The 16,872-nt window shown below is 45.3% G+C and carries 9 protein-coding genes; 1 reads left to right on the top strand and 8 read right to left on the bottom strand.

Annotation, left to right across the window (positions count from 1 at the left end; genetic code table 11):
- Positions 1-4: 4 nt before the first annotated feature.
- From LX99_RS21745 to amaB, 6 genes are all read right to left on the bottom strand, one after another.
- On the bottom strand, positions 5-646 hold the full coding sequence (locus tag LX99_RS21745; RefSeq protein ID WP_109609741.1) for a fasciclin domain-containing protein: 642 nt from the start codon (positions 644-646) through the stop codon (positions 5-7).
- Positions 647-667: 21 nt separating this feature from the next.
- Entirely contained in the window at positions 668-2,194 is a 1,527-nt protein-coding gene (locus LX99_RS21740; protein WP_109609740.1) for a RagB/SusD family nutrient uptake outer membrane protein, read from the bottom strand.
- A gap of 75 nt (positions 2,195-2,269) precedes the next feature.
- On the bottom strand, positions 2,270-5,272 hold the full coding sequence (locus LX99_RS21735; protein WP_170122765.1) for a SusC/RagA family TonB-linked outer membrane protein: 3,003 nt from the start codon (positions 5,270-5,272) through the stop codon (positions 2,270-2,272).
- 68 nt (positions 5,273-5,340) lie between these two features.
- Complete coding sequence (locus LX99_RS21730) at positions 5,341-6,633, bottom strand: RagB/SusD family nutrient uptake outer membrane protein (protein ID WP_109609738.1); 1,293 nt, start codon at positions 6,631-6,633, stop codon at positions 5,341-5,343.
- 24 nt (positions 6,634-6,657) lie between these two features.
- Positions 6,658-9,039, bottom strand: a complete 2,382-nt coding sequence (locus LX99_RS21725; RefSeq protein ID WP_170122764.1) for a TonB-dependent receptor plug domain-containing protein — start codon at positions 9,037-9,039, stop codon at positions 6,658-6,660.
- A 977-nt stretch (positions 9,040-10,016) separates the two neighbouring features.
- The gene (gene amaB / locus LX99_RS21720) at positions 10,017-11,558 is read right to left on the bottom strand and encodes an L-piperidine-6-carboxylate dehydrogenase (protein WP_109609766.1); all 1,542 of its coding nucleotides are present in this window, start codon (positions 11,556-11,558) and stop codon (positions 10,017-10,019) included.
- A 240-nt stretch (positions 11,559-11,798) separates the two neighbouring features.
- Here amaB and LX99_RS21715 point away from each other — a divergent pair, with 240 nt between their 5' ends.
- Positions 11,799-13,202 carry a tetratricopeptide repeat protein gene (locus LX99_RS21715; protein ID WP_109609736.1) on the top strand — a complete coding sequence of 468 codons (1,404 nt, stop codon included), beginning with the start codon at positions 11,799-11,801 and terminating at the stop codon, positions 13,200-13,202.
- Between the two features lie 160 nt (positions 13,203-13,362).
- Here the strand turns inward: LX99_RS21715 and LX99_RS21710 are convergent, their stop codons facing one another.
- Positions 13,363-15,183, bottom strand: coding sequence for a serine hydrolase domain-containing protein (locus LX99_RS21710; RefSeq protein WP_109609735.1), 1,821 nt, complete (start codon positions 15,181-15,183; stop codon positions 13,363-13,365).
- Positions 15,170-16,801 carry an amidohydrolase gene (locus LX99_RS21705; RefSeq protein WP_109609734.1) on the bottom strand — a complete coding sequence of 544 codons (1,632 nt, stop codon included), beginning with the start codon at positions 16,799-16,801 and terminating at the stop codon, positions 15,170-15,172. Before LX99_RS21705 ends, LX99_RS21710 begins: the two co-directional genes overlap by 14 nt.
- Between the last annotated feature and the right edge of the window lie 71 nt (positions 16,802-16,872).

Here is a 16,872-nt window from a genome sequence, read left to right as displayed (position 1 = left end):
TTAATTAATTAAATCCAAAAATGTGTGTCTCAGAAACCAACACGTGTACAATCCCATTTGTCGACTTCAGATCGGCCGTAACAACCTGTGCGGTTTGGTATACTTCTGTAGTTCCGGCAGGGCTTACATTGAGTGAAAAATTGATATATTTTGCTCCCATGTTCACGTTACCGAGGTAATCAGTGTTAACAATGTTAAACCTGGCTTTTGTGCCGCCGTAGGTGGTTACATAGCTGTATGCAGTAGTTAAACCGCCCCTAACTATTTGCTGGTTAGGGATAATGTAGTTTTTTAATATCCGGGCTATATCATCCTTTACTACCTGTGGCAATGCCTCTAAGGTTGAAGGCATTTTAGCTTGATCGGGATATAATAATTTAAAGTAGTTATGGATAGAATAATCTCTTGGGGCCAAAAACGTATTACCTTTTGCGTTAACTGCCGATTCGAGGTTGCTTAATTTAATTAGTCGTACCAATGTATCAAACGAGGTTGTTTCGCGCTGCAGATAATCCATGGTGGATACACCCAGGTTTCCCGATACGTCGACAGGTGTGCCTCCATCTGAGAAATAAGTTTTCTTACATCCTGCCGTAACGATAGCGAGGAAGCCGATAAACGCGACTAATTTGATGAACTTTATCATTTTGAATGCGTGTTTTGTGGGTTATTGGTTAAACTGCCAGTAATAGGTTTGCTCCATGTTAGGATTATTGGTGAAGGCTTCTTCGCTAACCGGAAAAAACCCGGCACCATCTTTTTCGCCCTGGGCAGTGATATAGCTGTTAAACTCGTGTAAGCGCCCTAAACGAACCAGATCGTACGAGCGTTGAAACTCCCCTATCAGTTCCCTGCGTCTTTCAGCCAGTACCGCTTCAATTACGGTGGGCGCATCATCACGGGTAAACAACGGGATACCGGCACGCGAACGGATCTTATTCAGGTTATCAAGCGCATCGGGCACCCGGCCAAGCCGTGCGTCGGCTTCTGCTTTAAGCAGTACCACATCCGCATACCTGAAAACCGGCACCGGTGCCTGCATTAAGCTATAGCTCCTGTCTTTAACCTTCCTGAATTTGGCAAACATGATATTACGCTCGCCATTTTGCAGCGGGTCGGCAAATATCGGGCGTAGTTCACTGCTGCTCACCGAGAAATCAATGCTCTGGAAAAACTCCGGCACCCTTTTATCTGATTTGTCTCTGGCATAATCAGGGTAGATCTCTAATATTTTAGATTTTGCTACTGCTAACGAAAGGTTATCACGTGATGTGTAAGGATTGGTTAGATAATAAGTCATAATATGGCCGTAGTAATCAGCATATTCACCGTTTGTATTATCATAATACATCTCGAAGATCACTTCTTTCGATTCGCCATTATCAAACAGATCGCGAAACTGGTTTACAGGTACCAGGGTAAAGTTATTTGAGTTGATGATCTCCTTAATGGCATCAGATGCGCCCTGATAATCTTTAAGCCACATCAAGGCGTGCGCTTTTAAAGCCAGTGCCGCGCCTTTTGTTCCCCTTGATCTTGATTGTTTAATGGTTCCCTTATTATCCCAAAGCAGGTTAGGTAAGGCGATGTTCACTTCATCAACTACCATTTTCATTACCTCAGCTAATGGTTTTCTGCCCAATGGCTCTACGTTACGGGCCTTCAGGTTAACAGGCACATCGCCCCAGATGCGTGCTGCATAAAAATGTGCCATGGCACGCAGAAAACGGGCATCGGCCAACAACTGCGCTTTACGCTCATTGGTAAGGTTATCAGTAATGGCAGGTATTTTTTCCAATACCAGGTTACATTGCTCGATGGTACGGTAAAATAAACGCCAGTTGGTTAAAGGCTCCAGCTCGGTACGCTGAATGAGGTGGTTTTGGAAACCTGCGCCCCAGTCGCCGTCGTTATTAGGCGTGATCCAATCTCCCGAACGGGCATCGCCCCAGAAATAATAATCGCCCCATGAGCCGTTACGTGTAGTTGCGGGCGTATCCTCTTTAGTTAAGCCGGATAACGCCCTGCGGAAGATAGCGAACGCGGCTGCTACAGCACCCTCGGCATCAGTTCCGTTTTTCCAGGCCTGATCTTCTGTTACGGTATTGATAGGCTTTTCATCCAGCCATTTCTTACAGCTTGTTTCGGCAAGCATGATCACAAGCAGAAACATCGCAATTACCTTATTTTTCATTTCTTTATTTTTTTATTTCTATCAATCGGACTTTTACCGCCCTCTTTCCTGATTTAATTTTTAACTAACCGTTACTTACAATCCTATCGAAACCCCGAACAACATCAACCTGCGCATAGGATATCCGCCGGACATATCAAAACCATCTACGTTAACTAACTCTGCATCAGGGCCGCTGTATTTTTGAAATGTAACCACGTTATCCATGGTGCAGTAAATACGCATCCTGTCAAAAGGTAAACGAGGCATCATCTTTTTGGTAAAATTGTAAGAAAGGGTTACCGATTTGATCTTGAAATAAGATCCGTCTTCAATGTATGATGAATCGTAATTGATGATCTGCGAAACGCCCGACCATGGGTTTAACGTTGGATATTTAGCGTTATCACCGCTTTTTTGCCAAATGGAATAGTTGTCAAAATTAGGTAGCGATGTAGCTCCGGCAAAGCTTTTACCTAATTTCAGCCTATCCAGCAGGGCAGAGTTAACAATATCCCGCCCTATTACAAAGGTTGAAACCACGTTAAGGCCAAATCCTTTATAGTTGAAATCATTTGTCCAGCCACCCGTCCATTTCGGGTTAGGGTCGCCTGAATAAACGCGGTCGCTAACATCAATTTTGTAATCTCCGTTCTGGTCTTTAAACGCACGGTCGCCTACCTGTAAAGTTTTGTTTTGCAAACCAAGCAGTTTGGCCCCTGTTTTAGGATTAACCGGTATCTGACTCTCGGCCTGGTAAATCCCTTCCGATTGATAAAAGAAGAAACCGTTAAGAGGCGCACCCACCCTAACTATCGATCCGAAATCCTGTCCGGACGTGCTGGTTTTGATGATATCAGCATTACCATCCGGCAATGACGTTACCCGGTTTTTATTGTAGGCGAAGTTTAAACCGGTGCTCCAGCTTAAATTCTTGCTAAGGTTCATATTGGTATTCAACGTAAACTCCAAACCACGGTTCAGTACGTCGGCAGCGTTACGGTAAACCTCATTATAACCAGATGTGGTAGGGAGGGCGGTAGTTAACAGCAAGCCTTTGGTAACTTTTTGATAGGCATCAAAAATAAACTCAACCTTGTTATTGAACATTGACAGATCCATACCAACGTTACCCATGTTTGTTTTCACCCAGGTAAGGTTGTCATTTTTAAACCCATCGTACCAGGTTGGCGTAAAACCGGAGATACCGCCATATGAGATCTGGAGTAAAGAATTATACCGATCCAGCGAGCCGCCGCTCATGATACCCAGGGCCAGGTAGTCGTTATTCCAGGTAGTACCTGATAAACCATAACTGCCACGGATCTTTCCGCTGTTTAGCCACTTCCAGTTTTCAAAGATCTTTTCCTTGTTAAAATTCCAGCCGGCAGATACAGACGGGAATACCCCCCAGCGATTGGCAGCGCCAAACTTCGAAGATCCATCGGTACGGATAGAAGCACCGAACAGGTATTTTTCATCAAACGAGTAATCGAAACGACTGAAATACGACAGCAGGGAATTGGCGGTATAATTACTTGTGCCTATGCTGTTGCCCTGCGGCCAGTTAACTGTTTGTGACAGCGTTTGCGCGCTGCTTACGTTATTAACTATGGTTATTTTGGATTCGAGCTTTTCGGCACTCTGACCCAGCAATAAGCTTAAGCGGTGCTTGCCAACAGTTGGCGCGTAGGTTAAAGTATTCTGTACAAGCAGGTTCCGGTTTTCGCCCACACCGCTTTTATTGTCAGATCGCAATGTGCGGCGTGAGGTAATTGATGAATCCTGCATCAGGCGCAGATACTCTAAACTCAGGCTTGTTTTAAAACTCAGGTTTTTTACAAGGTTTAATGTAGCGTCTGAACTGAAACGCATCCTGTCGTTTACGTTATTAAGCCTGCCCGGCTGGTACACTTCTGAACCGGCTACCATTGGATTGTTTGGCAACGGCAGCAATGCAGAATAATTGGTGTTAAGCGAGCCGGGATTTTTGCTTTGATCAGTTCGGGCAACAGCCAGCGTATTGTTAATGATAAGTTTTTTGTTCAACGCATAAAATGTAGTACTGGCCAATGAGCTATAGCGTTTAAACCCGGTATTAAACAAGATCCCCTTGTAATCCATATAACCAAGGCTTACGCTGTACTGGCCAAAATCGCCGGCACCGCGTATAGAGGTATTGTAGTCTTGTGTAACTGAGGTATTGTACAGATAGCCCTGCCAGTCTGACGAGTTATGATAGAATGGATTGGTAACATCAGTGTACATAGCCGGCATAAAAGTACCATAGGGCGCATATAACTGATATAAACGTGCTACCTGCTGGCGCTCTTTATCACCACCGGCAACATCCTGTAATTGCGGAACAAAGTTTACACCTGTACGCAAGTTGAAGTTTATTTGCGGTTTACCTATTTTACCTTTTTTAGTGGTAATAAGGATTACACCATTAGCTGCCCTTGAACCGTAAATGGCCGCAGCCGAAGCATCTTTCAATACCACCACATTCTCGATATCGCTCGGGTTCAAATCGGCAAGTACGTTAGTGCTGGTGATTGCAAACTCGTTGCTTGTTTTTGATATGATGGGCACACCATCAACCACATATAAGGGCTCGGAAAGTGCCGAAGCATCATCACGGCTAACCGCGGCTAAACCCCTGATAATAATAGCGGGAGAAGCCCCCGGCTCACCGGAGTTTAGCTGGATGTTTACGCCCGCTATACGACCTTGCAGTAATGACTCGAACGATTCGGCCGCCTGCGTTTCGGTAACCTTATCCATTTTGATGGATGCTACCGAGCCGGTAATTTCCTGTTTGGCCTGGCTTTTATAGCCCACAACCAATACCTGGCCAAGGGTTTTATTATCTTCGGCCAAACGGATGTTCAAATCGGATTGGGTTTTATAGCCCACATGTTTAGGCAGGAAACCTATAGATGAACAAATCACCGTATCCCCTACCCTCAGCGAAATATGGAAAGTTCCTGTAAGGTCGGTTTGGGTACCGGCAGGTTTTCCTTTAACTTTAATTGTGGCCCCGATTACCGGTGCCCCCTTTTCATCGGTCACTCTACCCGTTACGGCCGTTTGTGCCATTGCAAACACGGGGAGCGCCATTATCGCAAAAAGAAAACAAACTCTTTGTATTAATGCCTTCATTAGATTTATTTTTTCGATAACCAATAACTGTTTTGACTTAATGAACTGCCTTTTAAGCTATTTGCTGATAGCGGCCAGTAAGCAGCGCCTTTCTGAACGTCAGCATCGGTAAATGCCGGGATATATGTACTTACCTTACCCAACCTGATCAGGTCGAAAACCCGCTGTCCGGTACCCACCAGCATACGCCTGCGTTCTTTCAATAGCGCGTTGGCAAATGTTGCATCAGTTAAAGTGCTGTAATCTTCTTTGGCTCCGGTGGCTGCTCTAATCAGATAGGTTTTAGCAGCGTTCAGGTTTCCGCTGCGCCATGCGGCTTCTGCAAAAAGCAGGTTTAATTCGCGCTTGGTTATTAGTGGTAATATGGTAGCGTCGGCAACAATCATTGTAGCGGTTTTACCATCAGACGAGATATTGAACATCCCGGCCCGGCGCGAATCTCCGGCAGGATAAATTGCATTTAAGCTATCAATGGTCATGCTTACAACACCTGCGTCCAATGGCTTTTGAGGTATATCGGTACGCCTGTCAACGCCCATTGAGATCCCGAAATCCGACAGGCTATCAGTTGTAGCAGTAGTGAAAGTGTTAGTTAATAGTGTGTAGGCATCCTGGGCTTTACCAAGCCAAAGCTCTTCGTGCGCTAACAGTGATGTAACCGATGTTTTGCTGAACCTTATGTTTGTTAAGGCAGCGCTTTCAATCTCGCTATCATTAAGCAACCTCCATGGCAGCAATCTTTTTGCTTCGGATGCAAATCCGCTTGCAAGAGTTACAGCTTCCTGGTTAGTAAGATGTTTGCCAAAGTTATTAGTCTCGGCAGAAGCGATATCTCCCCAGATACGCGCCATATAAAAATAGGCGTACGATTTAAGTGCGAGCGCCTCTCCTTTATATAAATTACGTTTGTAACCGTTCAGGATGCTATTATCTGCCTTATTGATGTTGTCCAATAAATCGTTCGCATCATGAATTACATCGTAAAAGTACTCCCAGTCGGTAAGTTGTTTAACATAGCGGTTATCTGAAGTTAGTTTCTGGCTTACAACCGCAGGCTGGTAATCTGTAGCTACAGCCAAATCACCGGTACGGGCCTCGCCGTACATTAAAAAGGCGTAATTGGCTACCAACGCCCTTCTTAAATCAACATAACCACCAACAGCCGCCTGTTCAAATTTTTGCGGCGAATCGTAATAACCTTCGGCAACTGTTCTGTTATCTAAATTGATAGTCAGATTTTTCTTACACGCAAAAAGAAAAAACAACAGCACAACCGGAATGAGTTTCCAAAATTTCATATCGTTAATTTTTATCGTCAATTTTTAAAGCACCAGTTTCAAGCCCAATACCAGCGAAGACGGCAGCGGGGTGCCCGTTAAACTCAAATCACGCTTGCGGATCCCGGTTATGTTTTCTTCGGGGTTTACACCGCTGTAATTGGTAAGTGTGAACAGGTTATCGCCCCTAAGAAATAGCTGCAAATCATTAATTGATGCCAGGCGTTTTAATATTGGCCCGAAATGATAAGTGATAGCAGCTTTGTTTAAGCGGATAAAGCTTGCATTCTCGATGGTTCTCATACCCTGATAGGTTACACGGCCGGTAGCATCTGTAGTGGTAAAGTAATATGGCGTTTCAGCATTTTTTATCGGGAAGCTATTCCCCACCAGGTCGGCATAATAGGTACTGGTAAATGACTCGGTTGCGACATCGGCGCCCCAGGCATAGCTTGCAGTAAAACTTGCTGAAAGTTTTTTATACCTGAAAGTATTGCTGATACCACCAAAAGCCTTAGCCTCGCTGTTACCAATAATCTTAGACTGCCCGCCCTGGTAAGCTGTAATTGAGGTAACGGCATCACCATTTGAAAGTGCACCGAGGTAAGCCAGGCTTGTACTTTGGATATCAGAAGGTAATGATCTTACCTTATTTTTATACGATGCGATATTAAATGAAGTAGACCAGCCGAAATCGCGGTTATTAAACCACCTGCCATCAAGGCTAAATTCAACACCGGCAAGGCCTAATGAACCGCCTGTTTCATATTGGTAATCCATGCCGCTGATATTTGACAGGTACCTTTGGTAAGTAAAGTTTTTGTATATCTTATTGAAATAGTTAACTGAAATATCTAATAACGAAGGAAGGATATTGAATGTTAAACCTGCATCTAACTGGTATACGCTAACACTTTTGGCATCCTGAAAGGCAGGATAAAGTAAACCTACACCAAGCTGGGTGTTTCCGTAGTAGTCGCCATAAGCGCCTATTTGCCCGCGGTAAACTTCGGGTTTGCTTAATATGCCGGTTTTACCGTAAGCAATGTTTGCTTTTACCGGAAAATTCAACGCGTTGTTTAAATCGTAATGAACACCTAAAGCCGGGTATAAAGCCCATTTATTTTGATAGAACGAGCTGCCATCCGTACGCAGCACCATGTTTACATCCAGATCTTTTTTATAGTTCCATTTCCAGATGCCATAAAACGATACGATTTTTTCCATCTCATGATCTGAGTAAGCGTACGTTTGGTTGGCATTATAGCCGGTTACCACTTTCACAAAGTCAGAACCGCCGCTTTCCAGGCTGCGTTGCCCATCTACAGATGTGATCCTGTCGTCATTCCCCCTGATCTCGTTTCCGATGGTCATATCCAGGTTCAGATAGTCATTAAATCTGTGCAGATAGTTTAAGGAAGTGTTAAGCGCAACTAATTGCCTTTTTATGGTAGCACTAAAGGCGTGGATATTTCCATCAAGCAGATTTGATGGAATATAGTAGTCGCGGCTTGATGCATCATAAGATATTGATGCTACCGAACTGATTTTAAATGAAGGATTAAACTGGTAGGCTAATTTCATTGAAGAAATCAAGTCCACATTTCGCTTTTTATCCATCACAAAACCTTCGTCGCCTGTTACCGGCAAGGTAAGATCCCGGCTATACTCGCCGGCATAACGCCCGTCTCGGTTGGCCAGGGCAAAGTTGTTGTAAAACTGTGCCGAAAACCCTTTGGTAATGTTATACTTCGCATTTAAGAATAAAGACTGACGGCCGGAGCTTGTACCTTTTATATAGCCCTTATCCTGGTAGTTGCTAAGGCCAAACAGGTATGAACCATAATCGCCGTTACCATCAACCATTAGGTTTTGCTCATCAACTATCCCGCCATTACCATATACCTGCCTGCGCGCGCCGGTATTGAAATTATAAAAGGCATCAGCCTTCGAATCCATGTTTTGCTGAAAATTGGCCCCGGCATAAGCATTAGCACTGATGTGAATTGCGCCGGATTTACCCTCTTTCATAATAATATTGATAGCTCCGTTTGGTGCCTGAACGCCAAATGCGGCTAAACGATCAATGTCTTTAATAACCTCGATCCGCTCTATCTGATCTGTTGTGTAGTAGCTAAGCGGATTGATCCCCGTTACGTCAGACGGGCTGGCGATCATGGGTACACCGTTAATCAATATAAGCGGCATGGTCGATTTATCGGTAGGATCCAGACTTAAACCACGCAGGTTTAATATAGATTGGGTGCCCGGCGTACCCGACCAGCTTTTCACCCTTAACCCGGCGACATTACCTTGGAGGATGTTTTCTACCCCTGCCCTGTTAGCCGATACGACACTATCTACAACCACCTTTTCCTGGGCACTTACACTCATCGCTGCCCCGTAAGTGGCAACAAAAAGAAACATAGTTTTCCAAATGCAGTTTGGCAATAACTTCATAATTATCGTTTCAAAATTTTATACCAGATCTGTTTTTCATGAATATGAATGTGACAGCGTTAATTTGCTGATAGCTTGGGGCAGCTCCTTCCCGCTCGCTAAGAGTTAAGCAATACTAAACAATGTTTATTAACCAAATAAGGGAAATAAATTAAGTAATTATGAAGATTGAGGTAGATTTTGGGCGTTTTGTTAAGTAATATTAACATTTTATAGCCAGGCAGGTATTTGTGCTTTAAATTGCACAATACAAACGTACTAATAATTAATACCTTACATGTTTTTAAAAACTTGAATTTGTTAAGAGGCATGAGAAAAGTTGTGGAACTTTTAACTTCCCTATGAATGCAAGTTTTTCGATGCGCGGAGATTTTATGAAAATTTAAACATCATTTAAAAAAAACCCACTTTGCCAGTGGGGATAAATCATTGATTATGGCTTCAGGCACTTCATCCGCAAACTGCAGATCACTTAGCTATAACTATGCCGCGCCTGACAATAGTTTTCTAAACGAAGCGCTGTTTGGGAGTTAGCATAAACTCAAAACTGGCGTTGGGTCAGTGACAAATAATCTGAATACTGTACTACAATTTTTGAAGGATTTGGGTTTTCCTCGAGGTATGGGAGATGGCAATGATCCCCTGCAAACCATTACTGACAATAATCCGACATGAAACAATCTTTTTTAATGCAGTCATACTTTTATTGGGTCAAATAGCATTTGCTTAGAAAAAGGGCCAACACTTTATAAAATAATCCTAACACCTTAAAAATCGATGCAAAAGATACTTATAAGCATATTAGAAAAAGTTTATAAAAATGTAAGCCTATTTAGGATTAATCGATATTTGTAAATATGATATAGGACTATCAACAAAAAATGTAAACTATTTTCAAATTAATCCTAAAAAAATCTATCCAAATCCCGATTTCGACAAATTTCCTACAAATCAAACTTAATCCCCTGCGCCAATGGCAGCGTTTTGGAGTAATTGATGGTATTGGTTTGCCGCCTCATATATACTTTCCATGCATCAGATCCAGATTCCCTGCCACCGCCTGTTTCTTTCTCTCCACCAAACGCACCGCCAATCTCCGCGCCCGATGTGCCGATGTTCACATTGGCAATTCCGCAATCAGACCCCGCGGATGACAAAAATTGTTCGGCTTCGCGCAAGCTATTGGTCATGATAGCTGACGACAGGCCCTGCGGAACGCTGTTCTGCAGTTCGATGGCCTCATCAATGGTGCTGTATTTAATGAGGTAAAGTATCGGCGCGAAGGTTTCGTGCTGTACTATTTCAAAGTGGTTCTCCACCTCGGCAATGCAAGGTTTTACATAACATCCCGATTCATAACCCTTTCCTTCCAGCTTACCGCCTTCCACCACAAAATTGCCGCCTTCGGCCTTACATTTCTCAATCGAGCTGAGGTAAAGCGCCACCGCGTCGGTATCAATCAGCGGGCCCATGTGGTTATGCTCATCTAAGGGATTACCAATCCTGATCTGTTTGTAGGCGTTAACCAGTTTTTGTTTAAAAGCCTCGTAAACACTTTCATGGATAATGAGCCTCCGGGTACTGGTGCAACGCTGCCCGGCGGTGCCCACCGCGCCAAACACCGCGCCGATCAATGACATGTCCAGGTCGGCATTTTCGCTGATGATGATGGCGTTGTTACCGCCAAGCTCCAGCAGGCTTTTGCCCAGCCTGGCGCCAACGGCAGCGCTTACGGCTTTGCCCATCCGGGTTGAGCCGGTGGCCGAAACCAATGGCACCCGGGTATCGGCAGCCATCAGCTCGCCTATATTGCGCCCGCCTGTTACCAGGCATGATACGCCTTCTTCTATATTATTCCTTTTAAAAACCTGCTGCGCTATGTGCTGGCAGGCAATAGCGGTTAATGGTGTTTTTTCGGACGGTTTCCAGATGCAAACATCGCCGCAAACCCAGGCCAGCAGCGCGTTCCAGCTCCAAACCGCTACCGGGAAGTTGAATGCCGAAATAATGCCCACGATACCCAGCGGGTGATACTGCTCATACATGCGGTGATCAGGCCTTTCGCTGTGCATGGTCAGGCCGTATAGCTGGCGGCTTAAGCCTACCGCGAAATCGGCAATATCAATCATCTCCTGTACTTCGCCCAGGCCTTCCTGCAGGCTTTTGCCCATCTCGTACGATACCAGGGTACCCAGGTCTTGTTTGGCGGCCCGCAGGGCTTCGCCAATCTGCCTTACTATCTCCCCGCGTTTAGGGGCGGGTACTTTGCGCCATGTTTTAAACGCTTTGGCAGCCTGCTCAACTACCTGGTTATAATCGTTTTCGGTAGCTAAACGTACCGAGGCTATCTTCCTGCCATCAACCGGCGATAATATATCTTTAACGGCAGCACCGGCGCTGCTGCCCCAGGTGCCGCCTGTACTAAAGGCCTCATTAATATCGTTTATATGTAAACGTTTTAGGATATCTGAAATATTAGGCTCCATAATTGTTACTTTTGCCAAAGGTAGAAATCTTTGAGGCAATTTTTCAGTATCTCCCCATTTGTTGCCTGCTGTAACCATTGCTATTAATTATCAGGGCTTTGTAAAAAACAGTTGTTAATAATGTTTGAATGTTGAAAACTTAATTGCATTTTGGTTGGTTAGTAATTGTAATTTGACGGTTAATAAGTCTTTACAAGGCAATTTGTCAACCTAAAGCGGATGTTCTGCAAACAAAATTGAATGGAAGAAGAATTTGAATTTGGTTTTACCGAAGACCCAAAATTCTCGGTAGAACGGTACGAGGAGATGATCAGAAATCAGGACTTGTACTTTTTTGATGCCCAGGCGTTTGAGAACATTATCGACTACTACATCGAGAAAAATGACCCCGCCAAGGCATTACAGGTAGCAGAGTACGCGCGAAATCAGCACCCTTTTGCGGCAATTTTCCTGATTAAACAAGCCCAGTTGTTGGTAGTTACCAATAAGGTGCCCGAGGCTTTCGCTGCCCTGGATAAGGCCGCCATGCTCGAAGCATCGGATGCTGATATCTATATCATCCGCGGCAACCTGTACGAAAGCCTGGAGCGCTATGCCGAGGCATTGGAAAATTACGAAAAAGCGCTTGACCTTGCAGAAGACACCGACGAGATCCTGCTGCATATTGCCTACGTTTACCAGAACATGGGCGATTACGATACGGCCATCACTTACCTTAAGCTTTGCCTTAAGCAAAACATGGAAAACCAGGATGCCCTTTACGAACTGGCTTTTTGCTACGACGTAATGGACAACCAGCAGGAAAGCGTACAATTTTACCAGCAATACATCGATAACGAACCTTACAGCTATGCCGCCTGGTACAACTTAGGCAACGCGTTTACTAAACTAAGCCTGTTTGAGAAAGCTATCGACGCGTACGACTATGCCATACTGATTAAAGACAGTTTCGCGTCGGCTTATTTTAATAAGGGCAACGCGCTGGTTAATTTGGAAAAATATGCCGAGGCGATAGAAGTTTACCGCCAGACATTTGAGTATGAACAGCCCAATGCAGATACCTATTGTGCCATTGGCGAATGCTACGAAAAGCTGGAGCAGATGGACGACGCGCGGGCCTTTTACAAAAAATCGGTTAAGATGGATCCAAAACTGGCCGATGCCTGGTTTGGAATCGGTGTAACCCTCGATTTTGAGGAACGCTATTTCGAGGCGCTGCACTTTTACAAAAAAGCGCTCGACCTGGATATCGCCAACGCCGATTTCTGGTTTGCCATTGCCGATGCCGAATATAAGCTTGGCCACCTGCCCGAAGCCGAAAAGGCCTACGAAAAGGTAGTTGAACTTAACCCGCTTGATGTTGACGCGTGGCTGGATTACTCGTCAATACTGTACGAACAGCAAAAGCTTAACGAAGCAACCGAAATTATTGCCGAGGCCATCAAGAACAATCCCGATGCGGCCGAGCTCTATTACCGCATGGTTGCTTACCTGTTTGCTAAAGGAGAATATAATGAGGCACTCAACAACCTCGAATACGCGCTTGCCGCCGATCCGGATAAACATTATATCCTGTTTGATTACCTGCCGCAATTGCAAAACAATAAAGTGATTATGGATATCATCGCCAGGTATACCCGTTAAGGGGTGATTAAGTAAGCGCCAAAAACTGAACAGGCAGTAAGGAAGTTATTCCCCTTACTGCCTGTTTGTTTTAACGGTGTCGTTGTGCGGTGAAAAATCAACCGCTAAAAGCCCTTACTCAAATCTTCCCATGTTTCGGTTTCGCAACCGTCCCGGTAAATCAAAGCCCCTTTGCTATCGCCTCATAAACCACATCCTGGATCCTCGGCCTGATGTTGAGGCTTAGTAATTTACTGGCTACGGATGGATGTACCCGGTTAGAGAGGAATACATAAACCAGGTTATATTTCGGATCGACCCAGATGCAGGTGCCGGTAAAGCCGGTATGACCGTAAGCCTGGTCGGAGGCCAGTTTGGATGGATAGTGCCTTTCGGTAATCGGGTCCCAGCGGTCAAACCCAAGTCCGCGACGGCTTACCGGCGATTGTTTGGAAGTGAACAGGTCAACCACTTCGGGTTTAATATACTGGAAACCGCCGTAACTACCACGGTTCAGCATCATCTGGTAAAGTATGGCGATATCGTTGGCGCTGGCAAACAAACCGGCATGCCCGGCCACGCCGCCGATGAGGGCCGCCGTAGGGTCGTGCACATAGCCATCCAGTAATGAGCCGCGGTATTCCCTGTCGTTTTCGGTAGGTACAATCTGATCAGGGCTGAAACGGTAGAGCGGTAAAAACCCTGCGGTTTGCATGCCCAGCGGATTATAAAAATGCTCCTGAACGTATTTGTTTAAGGGTTCCGAAGTTATATTTTCAACCACTTCCTGCATAAATAACATGCTCACATCGCTGTACACGTACTGGCCGCGGGTTTTAAGGGGTGAGTTAAGCATATCGGGCAGCATCACATCTTTATAATAATCCTTCCGCAGGTAATAATGGTCTGATACCTTGGTTGGATAGGCGGCCGACGAATCGGTGCTGTGATCTGCAGGTTTTACTTTTTCGAAGGATTGGATATCAGGGATCAGCCCGGCCTGGTGCAACAACACTTCCTTTATCCGGATATCATTTTTGTTGCTTTTGCGGGCCAGCGGAATATAATCGCCTAAAGTTTTCTCCAGGCTCAGCTTACCCTGGTCGGTTAACTGCATGGCTTCCATGGTGGTGGCCGATACCTTGGTCATGGAGGCAACGTCAAAAATATCGGTAAGCCTGTCGGGTATTATATTATCATAAGTGTGGTAACCATAGGCTTTGTTAAATATCACCTTACCATCTTTGGCAACCAGCACCACACAGCCCGGTGTAGCGTGCTCAATGATGGCTTCGCGGGCTATTTTATCAATACCTTGTAAGTTAGCCGCGTTAATGCCAGCTTCCTCGGGTATGGTGTATTGCAGCCTTGTTTTATCGGTGATGAACCCCATGCCGCTTTTATAAACGTTGCTATAGGTTTTTGTCAGTTTTTGGGTAACGGCTATACCGCCAAAAATAGCTTCGGCGCTGTACATAGCCGATACCGGCGATACACGCTCCGACCAGATCACCGGTGCGGTAACCGCATCGAGTTTGGCCAAAACCGCTCCATTACCAAAAGCTGCTACAATAACATTTTTATTTTTTTGATTACTGCTGATAAAATCCAGCACATCGGCATTGTTCAGGTCGGCATCATTTACCTGTACAATAATGGTGTTGTAAAATTTAAGATCGGAGGTAAGGTTGCCCAGTGTTTTATTGCCCTTGTAGCTATTGCCATCAAACAAAGTTACCTTATTGTATTTGGTAAGCAGGCTGTCAAAAACGGTAGCGTACTGGTTGCTGAAGTGTACACCGGCAATTTTCAGCTGGTCAAGGTTTTGCAGCGGGACCAGGTATGAAGCATTATTAAGCAGTACGGTGGAGTTGCCAACCAGTCTTTCTTCGGCAATAAAGGCCTGGCCTGTGGGCAAGGGCGGGTTTTGAGCGCAGGCGGTATTAAATAATGCAAAGCCCGATAACACTAAAAAAACCTGGCACCACTTATTTTTTATCATATACTTTAACTCCGTTTATATAAGTTTTGGTTACTTTGGTTGTTGGTATCTGGCTGCCTTTTACTTTCATGATATCCCTGTCGAGGATCACAAAATCAGCATATTTGCCGGGTTCGATGCTGCCTTTTTCCTTCTCTTCAAAATTGGCTTTGGCGGCCCAGATGGTCATGCCCTTCAGCGCCTCGGTACGGCTCAGGGCGTTTTCTTTCTGGAAGCCGACGGCAGGGAAACCCTTCAAATCCTTACGTTCAACCGCTGCATAAAACGTGTAAAGCGGGTTAATGTTTTCTACCGGGAAATCGGTCCCCAAAGGCAGCCAGCCGTTCTGGTCAAGCAATTGCTTGTAAGCGTAGGCGGTTTTCAGGCGCTCTTTGCCCAGGCGCTTACCGGCCCAGTACATATCTGATGTGGCGTGGGTGGGTTGCACCGACGGAACTATGCTGTACCTGCCAAACAGCGCCAAATCTTCGGGCGATACAACCTGCGAATGTTCTATCCGCCAGCGCAGGTTGTTTTTACCTTTAAGGTTGGCTGCATAGATTTTAAGCATGGTGCGTACCGCCGAATCGCCGATGGCATGCGTACACATCTGGAAACCGTGCGCGGCAATTTTGGGCGCTATTTCTTCAAAATGTTTAGGGTTACTCAATAAAAAACCGCTCCATTTGGCCGAATCGGAATAAGGTTTTAGCAGGCAGGCACCGCGCGAACCAAGCGCGCCATCGGCATAAACCTTAAACGAGCGTACATTAAGGCCGGGTGTTTTAATGGCGCCTTTCTTAAACAGGTATTCATAATTTTCTGCCCTGTCGGCAAGCATTACATATAGGCGCATTTTGAGGTCGCCTTTGTGCTGTAGTTCGTTAATAATGTTTACCATAGGGTATGGCAAGCCGCAGTCATCAACCGTGGTAAGCCCCACAGCAAAGCAGTTTTTTTGTGCCGAAAGCAAAGCGGTATCAACCATGGCCGGTGTAGGTTCCGGAATTTTGCGGGTAACTATGCCTACCGCGTTATCAACCAGTACGCCGGTAAGTTTGCCGTTACGGGTTTCAATTTCGCCGCCAACAATGGTTTGGCCGGGCTTAACCCCTGCAATGTTGAGGGCGGCCTGGTTAGCTATGGCGGCATGGCCGTCAACCCGGCTTAGCAGCACCGGGCGCATGGGGAACAATGAATCGAGTTTGGCCTTATCGGGAAAGTGTTTATCGGTCCAGTCGTTCTGGTCCCAGCCATTGCCAATAATCCAGCCATCGGTATTGCGTTCGGCATAAACCTTTACCGAATCTACAATTTGGGACCAGCTTTGTGTGCCTACCAGGTTAACCTGCTGCAGGCCCATGCCATATTCATAAAAATGGGCGTGTGCGTCAATAAAACCGGGGTATACGGCTGCGCCCTGCGCGTCAAGCACCTCGCGTGCGTTGTATTTTTGTTCCAAACTATCGGCGCTTCCTACTGCAAGTATTTTCCCTCCGCTAACCACAAATGCACCGGCTGTTGTAAAATTACTGTCTACGGTATAAACAACCGCGTTTTTCACCAGCATATCGGCATTATATTCTTTTTGTTTGCAGGCAGCCGCCAACAAAAGCAGCGCGGGCAATAGTTTCTTCATGTTAAAGCAATTGTATATTTATTGTAATTGTATCAAGGTGCAAAGGTATATACAACTATCTAATCATAAAG

The organism is Mucilaginibacter oryzae (assembly GCF_003148845.1).
GTDB lineage: Bacteria > Bacteroidota > Bacteroidia > Sphingobacteriales > Sphingobacteriaceae > Mucilaginibacter > Mucilaginibacter oryzae.
This window is presented reverse-complemented; position numbering and strand designations above follow the sequence as displayed.